The 16,409-nt window shown below is 56.9% G+C and carries 13 protein-coding genes, 1 tRNA gene and 2 pseudogenes; 6 read left to right on the top strand and 10 right to left on the bottom strand.

Going from position 1 to position 16,409, the window contains the following annotated elements; genetic code table 11:
- Positions 1-7: 7 nt before the first annotated feature.
- Positions 8-343 carry a DUF6262 family protein gene (locus AC6ROY_RS02395; RefSeq protein ID WP_500098358.1) on the bottom strand — a complete coding sequence of 112 codons (336 nt, stop codon included), beginning with the start codon at positions 341-343 and terminating at the stop codon, positions 8-10.
- A gap of 239 nt (positions 344-582) precedes the next feature.
- Between AC6ROY_RS02395 and AC6ROY_RS02390 the strand changes: the two genes are divergently transcribed.
- Positions 583-1,200, top strand: a complete 618-nt coding sequence (locus AC6ROY_RS02390) for an SCO family protein (RefSeq protein ID WP_500098357.1) — start codon at positions 583-585, stop codon at positions 1,198-1,200.
- Here the strand turns inward: AC6ROY_RS02390 and AC6ROY_RS02385 are convergent.
- Positions 1,197-2,048: a cytochrome c oxidase assembly protein gene (locus AC6ROY_RS02385; RefSeq protein WP_500098356.1), complete on the bottom strand. Its 852-nt coding sequence runs from the start codon at positions 2,046-2,048 to the stop codon at positions 1,197-1,199. The two genes, AC6ROY_RS02390 and AC6ROY_RS02385, sit on opposite strands and share 4 nt — an antisense overlap.
- 276 nt (positions 2,049-2,324) lie before the next feature.
- Here AC6ROY_RS02385 and AC6ROY_RS02380 point away from each other — a divergent pair, with 276 nt between their 5' ends.
- Together AC6ROY_RS02380 and AC6ROY_RS02375 are read left to right on the top strand one after the other, a co-directional pair.
- Positions 2,325-3,704, top strand: coding sequence for a PepSY-associated TM helix domain-containing protein (locus AC6ROY_RS02380; RefSeq protein WP_500098355.1), 1,380 nt, complete (start codon positions 2,325-2,327; stop codon positions 3,702-3,704).
- Between the two features lie 14 nt (positions 3,705-3,718).
- Positions 3,719-4,207, top strand: a complete 489-nt coding sequence (locus AC6ROY_RS02375; protein WP_500098354.1) for a FixH family protein — start codon at positions 3,719-3,721, stop codon at positions 4,205-4,207.
- Between the two features lie 167 nt (positions 4,208-4,374).
- Here AC6ROY_RS02375 and AC6ROY_RS02370 read toward each other — a convergent pair whose 3' ends face one another.
- Both AC6ROY_RS02370 and AC6ROY_RS02365 read right to left on the bottom strand, forming a co-directional pair.
- Positions 4,375-5,955 (bottom strand): glycoside hydrolase family 43 protein, encoded by a 1,581-nt coding sequence (locus AC6ROY_RS02370; RefSeq protein WP_500098353.1) that lies wholly within the window; start codon positions 5,953-5,955, stop codon positions 4,375-4,377.
- Between the two features lie 145 nt (positions 5,956-6,100).
- Positions 6,101-7,693 (bottom strand): glycoside hydrolase family 28 protein, encoded by a 1,593-nt coding sequence (locus tag AC6ROY_RS02365; RefSeq protein ID WP_500098352.1) that lies wholly within the window; start codon positions 7,691-7,693, stop codon positions 6,101-6,103.
- A 333-nt stretch (positions 7,694-8,026) separates the two neighbouring features.
- On the opposite strand from AC6ROY_RS02365, the gene AC6ROY_RS02360 reads away from it, so the two are divergent.
- A tRNA-Lys gene (locus tag AC6ROY_RS02360) sits at positions 8,027-8,098 on the top strand.
- A 46-nt stretch (positions 8,099-8,144) separates the two neighbouring features.
- Here AC6ROY_RS02360 and AC6ROY_RS02355 read toward each other — a convergent pair.
- Both AC6ROY_RS02355 and AC6ROY_RS02350 read right to left on the bottom strand, forming a co-directional pair.
- The gene (locus tag AC6ROY_RS02355) at positions 8,145-9,260 is read right to left on the bottom strand and encodes a saccharopine dehydrogenase family protein (protein ID WP_500098351.1); all 1,116 of its coding nucleotides are present in this window, start codon (positions 9,258-9,260) and stop codon (positions 8,145-8,147) included.
- Positions 9,261-9,406: 146 nt separating this feature from the next.
- Positions 9,407-10,285, bottom strand: coding sequence for a class I SAM-dependent methyltransferase (locus AC6ROY_RS02350; RefSeq protein WP_500098350.1), 879 nt, complete (start codon positions 10,283-10,285; stop codon positions 9,407-9,409).
- Between the two features lie 222 nt (positions 10,286-10,507).
- Between AC6ROY_RS02350 and AC6ROY_RS02345 the strand changes: the two genes are divergently transcribed.
- On the top strand, positions 10,508-11,782 hold the full coding sequence (locus tag AC6ROY_RS02345) for a helix-turn-helix domain-containing protein (RefSeq protein ID WP_500098349.1): 1,275 nt from the start codon (positions 10,508-10,510) through the stop codon (positions 11,780-11,782).
- Between the two features lie 106 nt (positions 11,783-11,888).
- Here AC6ROY_RS02345 and AC6ROY_RS02340 read toward each other — a convergent pair whose 3' ends face one another.
- Positions 11,889-12,164: a hypothetical protein gene (locus AC6ROY_RS02340; protein ID WP_500098348.1), complete on the bottom strand. Its 276-nt coding sequence runs from the start codon at positions 12,162-12,164 to the stop codon at positions 11,889-11,891.
- 10 nt (positions 12,165-12,174) lie between these two features.
- Positions 12,175-12,839: pseudogene (locus AC6ROY_RS02335) on the bottom strand (ATP-binding cassette domain-containing protein); the annotation flags it as partial.
- On the opposite strand from AC6ROY_RS02335, the pseudogene AC6ROY_RS02330 reads away from it, so the two are divergent.
- A pseudogene (locus AC6ROY_RS02330) lies at positions 12,835-13,755 on the top strand (ABC transporter substrate-binding protein); the annotation flags it as partial. The pseudogenes AC6ROY_RS02335 and AC6ROY_RS02330 overlap by 5 nt on opposite strands.
- Before the next feature lie 355 nt (positions 13,756-14,110).
- Here the strand turns inward: AC6ROY_RS02330 and AC6ROY_RS02325 are convergent.
- Together AC6ROY_RS02325 and AC6ROY_RS02320 are read right to left on the bottom strand one after the other, a co-directional pair.
- Positions 14,111-14,923 (bottom strand): squalene/phytoene synthase family protein, encoded by an 813-nt coding sequence (locus AC6ROY_RS02325; protein ID WP_500098346.1) that lies wholly within the window; start codon positions 14,921-14,923, stop codon positions 14,111-14,113.
- Positions 14,924-15,159: 236 nt separating this feature from the next.
- On the bottom strand, positions 15,160-16,212 hold the full coding sequence (locus AC6ROY_RS02320) for a CotH kinase family protein (RefSeq protein ID WP_500098345.1): 1,053 nt from the start codon (positions 16,210-16,212) through the stop codon (positions 15,160-15,162).
- Positions 16,213-16,409 lie beyond the last annotated feature (197 nt).

Genomic DNA, 16,409 nt, shown 5'->3' with positions numbered 1-16,409 from the left:
TAAATAATCAAGCATTCTTCAAGCTTTGGAGCATTCTCTCAAGCTTGCGAATTCTTCGCTTCAGAGATTCATTCTCCCGTTCCAGCAGATGCACATCATTGTACTCCGGCATCAACTCCCCCTGGAGCTCCGTCCGCGTTCGCAGCTCCTCAATCCGTTTTCTCAGCTCGGGCTGAGCATACAGGAACGGCTTGGACACCTCGGCCTCCAGCGACACGGTATTGAAGTTTACGCTCAGCTTGCGGCTAAGCAGCCGTTCAATGGCTTGCTCCGCCTTTCTGATCGCTGTGCTGGATTTGAGCCTGCTGAACTCCTTGATGCCATCCACATTACGTTGCTGCATCATTTTTCCTCCCTCTCGACTTCGATTATGCCCCTAATTATAGGCGAACTGTCGCGCGGTGAAATGACCCCGAGGAGTCAATTCAAGAGGAGATTTATGAAAACTCTGTGAGCATTTTCGCTGTGCGGAGGCAGCAGCACGGATCACATAGCTCTTTCGAGTTATGGGTTAGCGGGACTCGCCATGCTATACTAAATTTTGTGTTAACAATGAATTTGATGTAAGGGAGGGCTTGCAAGTTGAACGAAATCCTCAAGCGCCATGGCTTCAAGGCGGTGGTCTGCTTGCTGCTCGTCGCACTGGCTTACAGCCTGTACAGTTGGGTCAGCCAGGAGGGGCCTCCGCTGCCCACGATCAAGCAAGCTCCGGAGTTTTCACTGCACGATCTGCAAGGCAACCCGGTGCGGCTGGAGCAAACGGCTGGCAAGGTGCGGCTGGTTGAGTTTTTGTTTACAAGCTGTCCGGACATTTGCCCGATGACGACCTACAATATGGTGAAGTTGCAAGCTCAACTAAAGCAGCAAGGCTTGTGGGGTGACAAGGTTCAGTTTCTCTCGATCACCTTCGATCCGCAGCGCGATACGCCGGAGGTGTTCAAGCGCTACGGGGAAAAGATGAGCATGGACTTCAGCGCCTGGACGCTGCTGACAGGCACCGAGAAGGACACAGCCGATGTAGCGCGAAGCTTCGGGGTACTTGTCCAAAAAATGCCCGACGGCTCCTTCGTCCATACGGTCACTTCGTTGTTTCTGATCGACCAGCAAGGCAAAATCCGCAAAGTATTTCCGATGGGAGAAGCAATGAACAACGACGAAATCTACAACATGATCCGGCAGTTAGCCGGATCAACGGGTTAGCTGGCTTGGCCTGACAGCGGCTCCTCCGGATCCGCTGCCCTTTCCTTTCGAAACCAGGCAAAAAATACGGAGCCAAGCACGCAGCCATACGAAATTTCCTGCATAATTTTCATGATGACCCCGCCGAGCTGCTGGTCAGCCAGCTGCGTAAGCCAAGCTAACTCAAAGGGCGGCTTCTCGACCGTCAAGGAGTAGAAGGGCAAGCACAGCAAGTGCGTATCACCTGCATAAAGGCCGTACAGCGGCTCCCGAGCGAAAATGATGAGCGCGCACGCCGGGGTCAGCATGAGGCCGTTCAGAAAAATATACCCCATCTTTTTCAGCGGACTCATCGGATAAGGACCAGCCAGTGAATAAACCGGCCACCACAGTCCGCAGGCCGTTATGAACAAGAGCAGATGCAGCACATTGTGCAGGGCATAGTTCGACATGGCCGCTTCGAAAATAACAGGAGCATGATAGAAGGAAAACGCCCCGTTAAATAAAAATAACGCCAGAATCGGATGCCCGATCACGGCGATCACCTGACGAATAGCCAGAAGCTTGAGCACGTAATCGTAAAACTTGACCGGCAGCCCTGCGAGCAGCAGCGGAGGCACAATCAGGTAAAGAATCGACTGCTGCAGCATATGCATGCTGAACCAGAAATGGCCCAGCACATTCAGAGGTCCCCCCAGCGCAGCATACCACAGCAGCAGTCCTGCTGCAAAGCTGGCTGTTTGCCTCCAAGAAACATGCTTTCCTCTATATCGCCAGTAACATAGGCCTATCAGCAGTGAAATCAGCAGCAGCTCCGGACTGAACACGGTTCGAAATCCGTAGGCCATAACCAACGCCTCAATACCCATCCTATTCATCCCCCTTCTCCCCCGAAAGCAGCAACCTTCAGAATAAACCCATCTTGTCCTTATCAAAGCATACTGCTCTGGCCGCTGACCATGACTCGAAAGAGTCATTTGAACGGGCAAATTTGGACAATACGTGACATGAGCCGGCTTACGCTACAGCACGTGAGTTTGGTCACAACAATAGCTCGAAAGAGTCATTTCCTGATCGTACCCCCTTGCGATATAGTTAAACAGGAATCAGAACTTAGTAATGAAAGTTGAGGTTACTTCCCAGACATGAATGACAACAAAACAAACCGTAGCGCCCGAAGCTTGCGTCAAGCCGTCTACCAGTCCGTTTGGAGGTGGCACTTTTACGCCGGCATTCTCTTCGCCCCGCTCCTGATCGTACTGGCTGTCAGCGGGTCTGTCTATCTGTTCAAGCCGCAGATTGAAGGCTACCTGTACAAGGACATGCTGACTGTCCGCGAGGTCGGCAACGCTCCGCTGTCGGCAGCGGCTGCAATTGCTCAAGTCCAGAAAGATAATCCCGGACTGAAGGTTTCCTCTCTGACGCTGCCCGACACGAAGGAGGAGAGCTACAAGCTGTCAGTGATCATGAACGGAACGCCCACGACCCTGTACATGAACCCGTACAACGGACAAACGCTCGGCACATTGGACAGTAATAAGACCTTCTCCGCCTTCTTCAAAAAGCTGCACAGCGAGCTGGTTATCGGCGGAACATTCGCCAATCGCCTTGTCGAGCTGGCTGCGTGCTGGGCCGTCATTTTGCTGCTAACCGGTCTGTACCTGTGGTGGCCGCGTACAAAAGCGTCCATCTGGGGAACAATTATTCCCAGGCTCAGCAAGCCAGGCAGCCGGCTGTTCTGGCGCGACCTGCACGCCGTACCGGCCTTTTGGCTGTCACTCACTCTTCTAGTCATCATTGGAAGCGGCTTGCCTTGGTCCGGTGTGCTAGGGAAGCAGATCGACAAGCTGGCCAACTCCACGCAGACAAATGCGCCACCGTTCGCCTACAGCTTCGGCGCCAAGCCGAATTCGGTCACGGTAGCCAAGGATATCGCAGCGGATTTGCCTTGGGCGGCGGAAAATCTGCCGGTTCCGCTGTCGTCCGGCGGATATGTTGCACTCGGTATAGATGAGATCGTCAGCATCGCTGACAGCAAGCAGGTAGCCAAGCCTTACACGGTGACGCTGCCGAAGGGCGCTGAAGGCGTATTCACCGTTTCGACCGCTCATGTGAAGCCCGGCAATAACGCAACGCTCCATCTCGACCAATACAGCGGAGCTGTGCTGACCGACGTTCGCTTCGCCGATTACGGCGTGATGGCCAAAGCGATCTCGTACGGCATCGCCTTCCACGAGGGCAGATTATTCGGCCTCCCGAATCAACTGCTCGGATTGGCCGCCTGCCTGGGATTGATCCTTACAGCCGCCAGCTCCTACGTGCTGTGGCGCAAGCGAAAACCGGAAGGGACGCTCGGCGCTCCGGGCAAGCCAGATCAGGCCAAGGTCACCATCGGCGTGCTGATTATCATGCTCGCATGCGGAGCGCTGATGCCATTGCTTGGCCTCTCCATTCTGATCGTGCTCGCGCTCGATCTGCTCATCATTCGCCGCATCCAGCCATTACGCCGCTGGTTTTCGGCATAGGGGGAATGACAAGGATGAATACCAACAAGCTGATTCATTTTGCGGCTGGCTGCGTCCTGCTGCTGCTTGCGGCGGCCTTGTCCGGCTGCACAGCCCATATACAGCCGACCGACGAAAGCGGACTGCCCCCGCATATGAGCATTGAGCTGAAGCTGCCTGATCGTATCGAGCTCGGCCAAAGCAGCAGTTTTGCAGCCGAAGTGGTGAACAGCAAGCAGCCTTTGCAGCATGCGGACACTGCGGAGTTCAAATTCTGGCCGGAAGGCAAGCCTGAAGCAGCCGTGACGGTCAAGGCCAGCGAATCGGCACCCGGCGTCTACACGGCCTCGCACGCGATTGCCAACGAGGGCATCTATTTCGTTCAATCCCGAATCAGCTCCGACGCAGGACAGGTTATGCCGATCAAACGGTTTGCCGTCGGGAGGCAGGCTGTTGAACAGCTGGCCAAGCTGAAAGCCCCGGCCCCGATAAGCGACTCGACCACTCCGGCTCTGCATCACTAGGGGGATCTTATTGAGTCACGCACGACCCCAGCACTGGCATAACCATAAAAAAAGCAGCCTTCCGCTCCGATGTTCCGGAGGTGAAGGCTGTTTCTCGATCCAGCTTGCTCTTTTATTGGATAACCTTGATGAATTTCAACCCGATTTCCCGCATGTCGCCGCTGGAGCTACAAGCTCGCCCGCTCCACCCGGAACCAGTCGATATCGGCCCAGCCTTCCGCCGCCTGCCCATGCGGTCCGAAGCAGAACAGCCCCAGCTTGGCGCCGACCCAGCCGCCGGGCACTGCCGTAAACGGCTCGCCGATCGGCGTAAACCGCTCCCCGTCCGTGCTGTAGGCAAACGAGCACACAGCCTCCAGCGCAACCGTAGCGCGGATGTAGACAACAGGCGCCTCTGCCGTCCACGGCAGCGACTCGCTGATGCGCTCGACCGCCGGCGCTTCCTTGCTGCCGCGGCCTTCGGCCCATACAAGCTCGCAGCCGTTTGCCGTCTGCCGCAGCGCCACGTACCGGTAAGCATGTCCGAACAATGTCAGCCCTGCCTGCACGCCCGGCGTCTTCGTTTGCAGCGACAGCTTGACCGTGGCGGTCAGCGCGGGAGCCATCAGCTTCTGCGTCAGCACGTTCGGCGCACGGTAGAGCGCCGAATCGGCGGCCGGCAGCGGCTGCGCATACAAGCGAAGCTGGCCGGGCCGCTCCGTCAGCGAATACCACGACGGCTGCCAGTTGGCCTGCCACTGCCATTGCAGACCCAGCTCGGGGGAGGTGAACTCATCCCCGGCTGCAATCGCTGTCGCCGGCCATTCACGCCCGACATCGGGCTTTTTGTGCGTCAGCACAGGCTCACCGATCCCGTCGCCGTTCGTGTCGACGCCCATCACCGGCCAATCGTTCTCCCAGCTCATCGGCTGCAAATGCGCGATCCGGCCGTAAGCCTCGCGGTCCTGGAAATGCACAAACCACGACTCGCCCGACGCCAGCTCGACATAGCCGCCCTGGTGCGGACCGTTCACGAGCGAGTTGCCTTGATGCAGCACGATTTTCTCCTCATACGGCCCGTAGACGCTCTTGGAGCGGAGAATCAGCTGCCAGCCGGTCGGCACGCCGCCGGCGGGTGCAAATATATAGTAATAGCCGTTGCGTTTGTAAAACTTCGGGCCTTCTGTCGTCGGATGATCCTGCTCCCCGTCGAAGACGATTTGGCCTTCATCCAGCAGTTCGGTTCCATCCGGCTTCATCCGGCAAATTTGCAGCTTATGCTTGATCCCGGAACGGCTTTTCGCAAAAGCGTGCACGAGATAAGCCTGACCGTCCTCATCCCACAGCGGGCAAGGGTCAATCCAGCCCTTGACCTCCTTGACCAAGTGCATAGGCGTCCACGGACCGGCAGGGTCAGTCGCTGTCGTCATATAGATGCCCTCATCCGGCATGCTGACAAAAATCCACAGCTTCCCGTCATGAAACCGGATGCTCGGAGCCCAGACGCCGTCGCCGTGGCGAACCTGATCGAAGTTGCCGGGCAGCCGGTCCACCGCATACGTCAACAAGGTCCAATTAACCAAGTCCTTTGAATGCAAAATAGGCAAGCCCGGCGAGCTGTTGAAGCTGGAGGCGGTCATATAAAAATCATCGCCCACCCGAACAATATCCGGGTCGGAATAGTCTGCATATAAAATCGGGTTCCGGTACCATCCCCCGCCCAAATCCGCTTGCCAAGCTGGCTGTGTATGATCGACCTTTGCCTTCATAAGATGATTGAGCCCCCCTTGAAATCCAATATTTTCCACAACAGCATCACAAGGACGGTGCGCCGGAGAGTTGCTGCAGGCTTCCATTCCTTCCACGCTACACGAGGCACACGCTGCCTTTGCTGGACGCTCGCCACGCGCTACTTTACTGCACGCTCACGGCGTCCGCCGGCACCTCCGGCGAAATGCTCACGCCACGCAGCGTCTTGGCCGTATTTACGTCTGTGCAGACGATGCGGGCCGATCTGCCGCCGGTAACCGCCAGCAGCGTCGTTTCCTCCGGCGCAGCGGAGCCGGCCAGACCGGAGATGCGCACATCGTCGCCTTGATGCAGACGAATCAGCGGACCTTGCTTCACATGAAGCTGGAGCTGTTCAAGTACAAGCTGCTTGACCTGGTGGCAAACGACCCCCTGATCCGCCGAAGCCGTGTAATTGCGGATTGTCACTGCTTCCAGCGGCATTTCCGCCAAGCCGTTCACCAGCAGCGCCTTGGACGCTCCGGTGCAATCCACATCCCGGATGTGGATATCACGGAAAACCGGCGTCTCCTCTGTAACCGGGATGAACTGCTCCTGGGCTGAGCCCGAGCCTTCGACCCCGGCATAAAACAGATGGAACGAAATCGCTTCGCCCGCAATGTCCACCATCCGGACACGCTCGATCTCAATATGCTCGACAACGCCTCCGCGTCCGCGGGCGCTTTTGAACCGCAGTCCGATATCCGTTCCCATAAATGTGCAATCCGACAGCCGGACATGACGAACGCCGCCGGACATCTCACTGCCGATGACGAAGCCTCCGTGACCGTGATACACCGTGCAGCGGCGAATCGTCACGTATTCGCAAGGCAAGCCGATCTCCCGCCCTGCGGCATCCTTGCCCGACTTCAGGCAAATCGCATCATCGCCTACGTCAAAGGTGGAATCCTCGACCAGCACGTACCGGCACGACTCCACATCAAGCCCGTCGCCGTTCTGGGCAAACCACGGATTGCGCACCTGTACCCGGCGGATCGTCATATGCTCGCAGCCCCACGGATGCAAATTCCACGCCGCCGAGTTCTGGAACGTCGGCCCGTCCAGCAGCACCCGGCTGCAGCGGCGGAAGCTGAGCAAGTTCGGGCGCAAAAACGCCCGCGCCGCTGCGTACGCTTCCAGCGACTCGTTCCCCTCCTGCTGCAGCGCCGCCACAACAGCGGCCCCGTTCATCGCTTCCTCGGACGGCCACCACACTCCAGCGCCCTGCTCGACAACTCCGCCTCCTTCGGTCAGCTTGCTCCATTGCTTCGATGTCATCTTCCAGTCCTTCACCGGACGCCAGGCTTCGCCGCCGCCGTCAAATATCCCTTCGCCGGTAATCGCCAGATGCTCCAGACCTTCGGCATCCAGCGGCGACTGGCAGCGGATCGACGGCTTGCCCTCGAAGGTCGAAGCAATGATCGGGTAATCCGTAAACTGCCTGCTGAACAGCACCGTTGCTCCTGCCTCTGCATGCAGCTCCAGCCGACTGACCAGCTTGAGCGGACCCGTCCTCCACAATCCGGGCGGAATGATAAGCTTGCCCCCGCCCTGCTCGTCCAGCGCGCTGATCGCCTTATGAAACGCCGCTGTATTATCGGTCTGCCCGTCGCCAACGCCGCCACATTCATCCAGCCGCACCACCCGCGCCGGGATTTCCGGCAGCAGCACCTCCGGCATTTGTTGTTTATCTTCAGAAATCGTGTTCACTCTCGTCATATCCTGTTTCCCTCTTTCTGCTCCATCTTTAGCTTGCTTGGCCTTGCCCTGTATTCATTATAACGCAGCTATTTTCTCATTTTCTTGGCTCATTATTGTTCGAATTATAGATAATTGGTTATTCTTGTCCTCCCTTGGTACACCTCATTGCGTGTATCCAGCTAATCCATCTACAGCTACACATAAGCCGAACCTGGCAAGTCGCCTTATCCTTGTCATAATATCGTCACAAGGCTTGCCCGTCTCCACAAAAACTTAAAAAATCTGTTGCATTTTGACGATTCCTGTGATAAATTAAATGAGGTCAGCGAGACAAGCAAGCATTTATCCCGTAGATCTGTAGCTCAATGGCAGAGCAACCGGCTCTTAACCGGTAGGTTGTGGGTTCGACCCCCACCGGGTCTATTTTAAACCAGCGAAAAGCATCTGTGAATTTCACAGATGCTTTTCGCTATTCCAGGCGGCCGAAGCCGACCTCTTTGCCGTCCATCCGGCAACACCAGGATACGGCCGGCTGCAGCATGCTTGCCATCTGACCCCAGCTCATCAGCTGGTGAATATGGTGTACGCCATGCTTCTGCGGCGAACGAACCATCAGCTCGGCCACCGCTACGGCCACCCGGCCTGTCAGCTCCGCCTCACGCTCGCCATGCAGCGAGCATTCCACCGTCTGCGACCGCCCTTGTTGCTCGCCGGCTGCATCAATTTTTACGGCAAATTGTGCAGAGCCAAACTTCACCCGGCTGAGCAGCCGGACAGCTCCATCCCGGAGCGGCTTCAGCCGCAGCAGCCCGGACAAGCCCGTCGCCCGCAGCGCCGCCGCCAGCCCGGTCATCACCCGCGAATCCAGACATAACCTGGTCGTCACTGAAATTGGCCCCTGACCCGGCACTCCCAGTGTCCGGCCCAAGGCATGCTGATCTGCAAAATTAAAACGGTAAGCGGTACGCACGCCCAGGCCGCCGCCAAAATCCGTCCGCCGTCCATCGGTGAAGCTGGACACCTGCCGTTCGCCCTGCGGCCCATTCATCCGATACACCGTGCTCATATTGTCTACGGTCCATTCCAGCGCCGCCTGGCCGTGCTGATCTCCTAATCCCAGCATAATTGAAATGTCAATCGCCGTTGTCCGATCCAGCAAGCTGGCCGCATGAGCGGCAAGCAAGTTCGTCAGTCCCGGAGCCAGTCCGATGCTTAGCACAGCCGCTGCTCCGTTCTGCACCGCCTCGTCATGCAGCCCTTCGATCTGCGACAGCAGGCTGTCGTCCGCCGTAATGTCCAAATAATCGACCCCGGCGCGCAAGCAAGCCCGGACAAAGGACGGCCCCGCCTGATCCACACACATGATCAACAATCCGATCCCGGCCAATACAGACGGATCAGGCGTGCTGCCAATATCCAGCTGCAGCGGCTTGACTCTCCCTCCGGTTGCGCGGCTGAACTGCTCGGCCCGCTCCAGGCTGCGGCCTGCCGCATACACTTGACCGGGAACCCGCTCGGCCAGCTCCCGGCAAATCGTTTGCCCGACATGTCCGTATCCGCCGACGACTACGATGTGTTTCTTCATTATATATGCCCCCTGAAACTTGCTGTATTGCGTTTTCATTCCCATAAATCAGAGCCTTTCGCAGACCCTGTCTCTTCGTCCTCGTTAGCGGTTCCTCGGGTTGCTTGCCCTCGCATGATGCTTCACTGTGCCGCCTCCTGCCGCTGTCACTTGTCCGGCAACTTGTCCGGCAACTTGTCCGGCAGTCTTGTCGCCATATACCCTTCGATCAGAAACGAACCAAAAAATCGCGATAGGTGTGTGAAACCGGAAGCCTCCAGCAGCTGCTGCAGCGCTTCCGGAGCGACCGGGTCGGATTCGTTGCCAATCGAGTCAGCAAACCGCTCCCAATCCGCCAGCGGGATGCCGTTGTCCAGCATATGGCTGCGCCAAGCGCGCATTTGCACCGCGAAAGCCGGACTGTTCGGAACACCGTTAATCGCGGCGATAAATAACGGGGCTCCAGGCTTCAACCGTTCCGCGATGCCACGCAGCAGCGCCAGCTTGTTGTCCATGCCCTTTACAAAATGCAGCACGAGCAAGCAAGTTGCGCCATCGAAGCGTTCTGGGCCTGTGGCCTGAGACAATTGATCTACCGTGCCCGGCAGCAGCGTCACCCGACTCTCCAGTTGGCAAGCTGCAGCTTTCCGCTGAGCCGCTTGCAGCATCGGAACAGACGGGTCTATGCCCGTCAGCAGCCAATCCGGATGCCGCATCCCTAACGTAACCAGCTCCTGCCCGCCACCTGCGCCCACAATCAGCAGCCTTGCTTTGGACGCTGTGGCGCTCGCTTCGCTTACATCCATCGCATCTGCGGCTGCGCTCGTAGTCCCCGGCTCTAAATGCGCCGCCATCAGGCGATCCATCTGATCATACAGCCGCTCGTAGCCGGGAATTTTCCGGGCAATCGTTTGCTCGTAGCCGCCTGCATGCAAACTGTCCCAGCTCATGCTGCCAAGGCGAGGGCGGCCAGCCGTCCTGTCCCTGTCGGCCGTCTCTCCGATTCCATCCATTGCAGCTTGATTCCGTTCAACATGACCCGACATCCTTGCAGCTCCTCTCTGCCGATATTCCGCGACCTGAACCGGAAAACCCAGAGATATCGTGAAGCCTGCGCATCGTTATCCACATCTCTGGCTTCCCATCTCCCCGCTCATCCTGTACACTTGCAGTAAGAATTATTCTCAATTATATACAGGTTACGGGAGAGAACAATCCCACATTATTGGGATATCGAGCCTGGCCGCAGCCGAAAGGAGCCGCCCATCATGAGCCAATCGTTGTATGAATCCGTCCGGAAAAAAATCACGTCCGCCGCAGCCGGATCGGCTTCCTCCCAGGATTACCGGCTGGCGCTGATTGAACAGCTGCGCCGAGCCGTTCCTTTCGATGCTGCATGCTGCACCGTCGTTGATCCGGCCACCCTGTTATCGACCGGAGCCGCCACCGAAGACAGCATCGAAGCGATTCACGGCCTGCTGTTCGAAAATGAATATATGCAGCACGATGTCAATAAATATGCGAGGCTGGCGGCTGGACTTGAGCATGCTGCCACCCTTAGCGGCACAACCGAGGGACGGTTGAACCAAAGCATGCGGTTTCGCGACATTCTCCGTCCGGCAGGCTTCGGCGACGAGCTGCGGGCAGCGCTTGTTGTGGAGGGAGCGTGTTGGGGATTTCTGACCTTGTTCCGGCGGCAAGAGCAGCCGCTGTTTCAGGAGGAGGAGCGGGCGTACATCAGCTCGCTGATCGCGGTCATGGCTGACGGGCTGCGGCAGCACAGCGTATCCTTGACGACCACAGGCGACGGAGAGCCGGCGCTGGAGACGGGGATGCTTGTGTTGTCGGCCAGCATGGAGCTGCTGCTGTCCAATGAAGCCGCCGACCACTGGCTCGCCCGGCTGCGCCACTGGGAACGGATCGGGCCGGACCTATTGCCCCGCCCGATCCGAGCCGTCGCGACCCAGGCCAAATCGGCCTGGCAGATCCGTTCCGGCGTGCCGCAAGCCATGCCGGATGCGACGAGCGCGGCTGCTGCGTCATCCGACTCCCCGGACGCCACCGACCAAGCAGCCGGCCCAACAGCGGCCTCCGCTCCCCCGCTTGCAGACAGCCGTGCGCCTGAGCAGACCGTCCTTCCGTCCAAAGTATGCCTGCGGACGCCGGACGATCAGTTTCTGACGATCCGCGCCAGCGTGCTGAACGGAGCCGGCGGCTCCAGCCAGCTCGGCGTCTGGCTGGAGCGGGCCAAGCCCGGCGATATATTGCCGCTGCTGGCGGAAGGCTACGGCTTGTCAGCACGCGAGAAGCAAATTATCGGCAAGCTGCTGCAAGGCTTATCCACGAAGGAGCTGGCCAAAGCGCTGCATATTTCAGCCTACACGGTACAGGATCATCTGAAGTCGATTTTCGCCAAAACGGGCGCCGCCAGCCGCCGTGAGCTGGTCTGGCAGCTGCTGTCCCGCTACAGCCTGCCGGATGAAGCGGAGCCAATTGCCGGAACGCAGCAGACTTACTCTCCACATTCATTTCGAGCGTTCTAATTTTGAATGCTCTCCAAGTGGAATAAATAATCACAAACACTATAATTCCATTTTATGTTATTATTCAATAACAGGTGATATAAATGAAAAAAATAAGAATAATTGACTATTTAGCCACTTTCATTGTTGTCGGCATCTTCTTAATCGTTAATGTGATCAACGATACCTCAATGTCAGGAGCCATGATATGGTCTATCCTGATGGCGTTAGTAGCCAGCCTTATCGTAGGGACAATTACCAATTTCATATTTAAAACAAACGCCAAAAAGCCGGAGCTGTGACGGTCATCCATCATCGGCTCCGACCTTGCTTTTCTTATGCTGCCTGCTGCGCTTCGAGCCTGCCGCAGGATCCGGCCGGGCAGTTCCTCGCTGGTCGGCACTAGACTGCCCCTACTCCGCCAGCGCCACCCAATGGCCAGCGGACACCTCAACCAGCTTCGAATTGGCCACGATATATTTGTCCCGGTCTACATCGCCGTATTCCTCCGGCTTCATCCGCTTTTTCCTGGACTCGACTTTAGGGTCAGGCACCGAAATCGCCGCCAGCAGCGATTTCGTATACGCATGCTGCGGGTTCGTATACAGTTCCTCGCTTTCGGCCATCTCGACGATTCTGCCATTATACATGACCGCGATCCGATCGCTGATATGCTTGACCATCGACAGATCATGGCAATAAACAAATACGTCAGCCCAAGCCGCTGCTGCTGCTCCTCCATCAGCTTGACAATTTGCGCCTGAATGGACATGTCCAGCGCAGACAGCGGCTCGTCGCACACGATAAACTTCGACTCCACCGCCCGCGCCCGGGCAATGCCGATCCGCTGGCGCTGCCCGCCGGAAAATTCATGCGGGTACCGCAGCGCATGCATCGGGTCCAGCCCGACCAGATCAAGCAGCTCCTCAACCCGCCGCTTTCGCTGCTGCTTGCTGGAGCTCAGACCATGAATGTCCAGCGCTTCTCCGATAATATCGAGAATTTTTTGCCGGGGGTTCAGCGAGGCGTACGGGTCCTGGAAAATCATGCTGATATCGCGGCCGCGAATGGCTTCCATGTTGAACTCGAATCTGTATGTGCGTCTGATCAACATGACCGACGATGACAAAATTACGTCCGAAGGCTCGCTGTTGCTGAACCATGTCATCGCGGAAGGCAACTCCGAGTACTACTTCCTGCTGCGCGACGATATCAACTTCGCCAAAATCGACAACAAAAAAGCGGTCGATTCCGGTGAGCGCGTAGGCGCAGACGACCTTCTGTTTACACTCGACCGGGCGAAAAACAAAAACTCGGTGCCGAACCACCGCACCTATACGCTGCATGAGCATATCAAGACAGCTGAAGTCGTGACCGACCTGAGCGCGCTGGACCAAGTGAAGCAATCCGGCACTGGCAAATCGGTTAAAGAAGTGCTCAAAAAGATATTGCTTACGGCGATCAAAACACCGTCACGGAAGCCGCTCAATACAACAACACGCTGTACACAAGCGGCCCTTACATCCTGTCGGTGAAAAACGACTACGACGGCACGTTCCTGAAAAAAACGGCCTACATGAAGGGAACGGCCAATGAGCCTAAAATTGACACCGTGAAGGTTCGTTTCATCAAGGATGCGGACAGCACGCTGTCGGCGCTGCGCAGCGGCGAAATCCACCTGTTCTACTCGGTGCCTGAAACGAAATACGATACCGTCAAAGGCGACAGCAAGCTGGCGCTGCAAACGATGGAAAGCAACGCCGTCTCTTACTTGCAGTTTAACACCAAAAACCGCGAGGTAGCGAAAAGCGACGACCTGCGTAAAGCCGTCTTGTATTCGATCAATCAGGATGACTTCATCCAAATATTACAAAAACAATAAATTCAAAGCTTTCTCGACACTCAGTCCGCTGGTGAAAACCGGAAACGAGCTGAAGGCTGACCGCGCCAAAGTCACCGAGTTCCTCGGCAAATACCAAGCTCCGAAAAAATAAAGCCGCAGGCGCCGCGTTTCCTGCGGAGCCAGCAAAATGACAAAGCAAAAACCACGCCTCCTTAACTGAACTACACCTCATTTGTTAGACACAACTAACAGGCGGGGTGCAATTCATTCCTTAACGGAAGGCGTGGTTTTTGCTTTTGGTTCCCACAATCGGGCAGCCCGCGGAGCATGGGGCTGGTGGCTGTTCTTGCTGGCTTGTTCTTACCGCTTGCCCAAGCCGCTGCCGATTAGCCACTGTCTTGTGCCGCTAGTCGGCACCAACTGCTGCAACTGCAGCGCGTGCAGCGTACCGTGATCCGACGCGACGCTTGACCGGCTAACCGCCTTGCAGCGTGACTAACTCGCCGCTATCCTGTCGCCCGGTTTACAATGCTGAGCACATCCGCGCGGCTCAGCTTGCTGCCGCCTGCGCGGATCAGCTTGGCCGTCGCATGGGCGAGTGCAAGCGGCAGCTTGCAAAATTGCAGCGCCGGACCCGGCTTCATGTCGGCAATGTACTCATCAGCCAGCTTCAGGTTGCGCTGCGTGTAGGTGAGCATTTCCTCCTGCCCCCACCCGCTCGGGTAGAAGCTGACACCGCGCTCCTGATCTTCCTTGCGGTTGCGCAAAATGTTGACCGCTTGCAGCCCGCGGCCGAAAGCAACGGCCTTCGTGCGGTCTGTCTTCACCTCAGGATCATCCCACTCCCACAGCTCCGACAGCATCTCCCCTACCAAGCCCGCGACACTGTACGTGTAGCCGTCCAGATCCTGCTCGGTTTCGATCCGCCACTGCTTGTCCACCCAGCTGGCCATATCGCCGGACATCAAGGCGGTATACCGGTATACCATCTCCCGCGTACCGGCCGGACACAGCTCCATCCAGTCATTCAGCCGCTGCGAAACTTCCGGCAGCACGCCCTTGTACGGCTCCAGCAGCTCCCCGACCCGCGCAATTGGATTGCCTGTCTGCAGAGCGTCGCGAATGGCGTTCAGCACCTTGATTTTCGTCGGGTCGTCCAATTCCGACCCGTCTTCAATCTCGTCAATTGCCCGCATGCACAAGTAGGCGGCGGTTACAGCTTCTTTCAACCCCGGCTTGAGTCGGGAGATCGGGATGTAGAAGGTACGGCTTGTCTGCTTCAGCATCTTCATAGCTTCATTCATAGCTTTAATGATCATTCACTCCATTTAAAAATCATGATGTAAGCTGAACGTTTCTTATCTTCCATTTTCCTACGAATAGCACGACAATGCAAATATATTTATCGGCAGGCCGGGGCAATCGCTTCGCCAGGGCAGACTCACCAGCTTCTCCCCGCTGCGATGGACCGCTCATGCGATTGCCTTGATAGGCCCGCGTCCCTTATGATTGCGAATGACTTGCTTGTTCGGCCGATGATTTCGGCTGCTCTTGTCTAAAGCTTCGGCAATTGTTCCAGCAGATATGCCCGCCGCTCCCGTATATAGCGAAAAAAAACGTGCAGATCGGACATGATCTCATAAGCGCTGTGCCTGCGGCTTCCGTCTGCAAGCAGCTCCGGCAGCAGCTGTGTGTGCAGCCCGACGATTGCCGGCTCCAACTCCTCCAATGTAAACAGCTTGCGCAGCATGCCGTCGAGCAATTGACGATAGCCGGCCCGCAGCCCAGGGAAGGATAGCAGCTTCTCTGTCAGTCCGTTATACCCGGTAATACGTACGCTTTCGGCGGCATGCAGCCCTCCGTAGCAGTCGCGCCCCCAGGTTCCCTCGTAATCCCACGGGCTCATGCAGTAACGCGAGCTGCCAATGGTGCGGTACAGCGCATAATTTTGATCGAAGCCGTCGTAGTTGCCCGTACACACCGCACCGGCCAGCCAGCGCAAATATTGGGGAATATGCAGATTCGTCTTCAAATAAGCAAGCAGCGCGGCTCCCTTAAGCGTCTGGATGCGGCTCACAAACCGTGCGATCCGCTCCAGCTCCCGTGTCCCGCCGAGCACCGGCTCATAGCCGGATGAAAGCGACTGCTTGCGCTGGCCATCTTCGTCCGTAAGCCGGAAATTGGCATTATTGTTGCTCGCATAAAGCAGCGCCTGCGCCTTCACCCGCCGCTTCGCGAAAAATGACCGGTCCACCCCTTCAATCTCCAAATACATCCCCTGCGGCACTCCGTTCAGCATCAGCTGCACATGCCGGGTTCGCGGGCTCGGCACCCCCAGCTTTTCAAAAAAAGCAAAAGACAACGCATTCCGCATCATCGACGGATCGTCCAGCTCGGCATTGTAATGGATGCTGCGGCTCCCAACCTGAATTTCATACGATTTCTTCGGGTAGTAGCGTGTATGTCCGCCCCGGTACCGGATACCGATCCGCTGCTTCCGTTTATCTGCCATCAAGGTAGCCTGGGCAAATTTGGCATGGGTATTACTTTGCTGCAGCCGCTGTTCCTCCGCCTCGCTGACCGCAATCGCCCGCATCGGAATGTTCATCTGACTCACCTCACCTCTGCATGAACCCTTTTTCCGGCTTCATACGCTATGTGCGCACGCTCCAGCATATGCAGCAGCCGTGTAGAAAGAGCCCATCCCAGCAGCAATCCTGACCGGTCAATTGCCCTTGCCCTATGAATCTAGATCATTAAACCCCGTATAAGTATGAAAATTGATAGGGTATAGATATACGGCTA

The organism is Paenibacillus sp. sg306046 (genome assembly GCF_059821225.1).
This window is presented reverse-complemented; position numbering and strand designations above follow the sequence as displayed.

What these genes read in the sequence shown, in the direction of transcription:
- AC6ROY_RS02395 (WP_500098358.1), bottom strand. Translation starts at nt 343, where the DNA reads ATGCAGCAACGTAATGTGGATGGCATCAAGGAGTTCAGCAGGCTCAAA.
- AC6ROY_RS02345 (WP_500098349.1), top strand. Translation starts at nt 10,508, where the DNA reads ATGAGCCAATCGTTGTATGAATCCGTCCGGAAAAAAATCACGTCCGCC.
- AC6ROY_RS02385 (WP_500098356.1), bottom strand. Translation starts at nt 2,048, where the DNA reads ATGGGTATTGAGGCGTTGGTTATGGCCTACGGATTTCGAACCGTGTTC.
- AC6ROY_RS02350 (WP_500098350.1), bottom strand. Translation starts at nt 10,285, where the DNA reads ATGTCGGGTCATGTTGAACGGAATCAAGCTGCAATGGATGGAATCGGA.
- AC6ROY_RS02355 (WP_500098351.1), bottom strand. Translation starts at nt 9,260, where the DNA reads ATGAAGAAACACATCGTAGTCGTCGGCGGATACGGACATGTCGGGCAA.
- AC6ROY_RS02375 (WP_500098354.1), top strand. Translation starts at nt 3,719, where the DNA reads ATGAATACCAACAAGCTGATTCATTTTGCGGCTGGCTGCGTCCTGCTG.
- AC6ROY_RS02325 (WP_500098346.1), bottom strand. Translation starts at nt 14,923, where the DNA reads ATGATCATTAAAGCTATGAATGAAGCTATGAAGATGCTGAAGCAGACA.
- AC6ROY_RS02380 (WP_500098355.1), top strand. Translation starts at nt 2,325, where the DNA reads ATGAATGACAACAAAACAAACCGTAGCGCCCGAAGCTTGCGTCAAGCC.
- AC6ROY_RS02320 (WP_500098345.1), bottom strand. Translation starts at nt 16,212, where the DNA reads ATGAACATTCCGATGCGGGCGATTGCGGTCAGCGAGGCGGAGGAACAG.
- AC6ROY_RS02365 (WP_500098352.1), bottom strand. Translation starts at nt 7,693, where the DNA reads ATGACGAGAGTGAACACGATTTCTGAAGATAAACAACAAATGCCGGAG.
- AC6ROY_RS02370 (WP_500098353.1), bottom strand. Translation starts at nt 5,955, where the DNA reads ATGAAGGCAAAGGTCGATCATACACAGCCAGCTTGGCAAGCGGATTTG.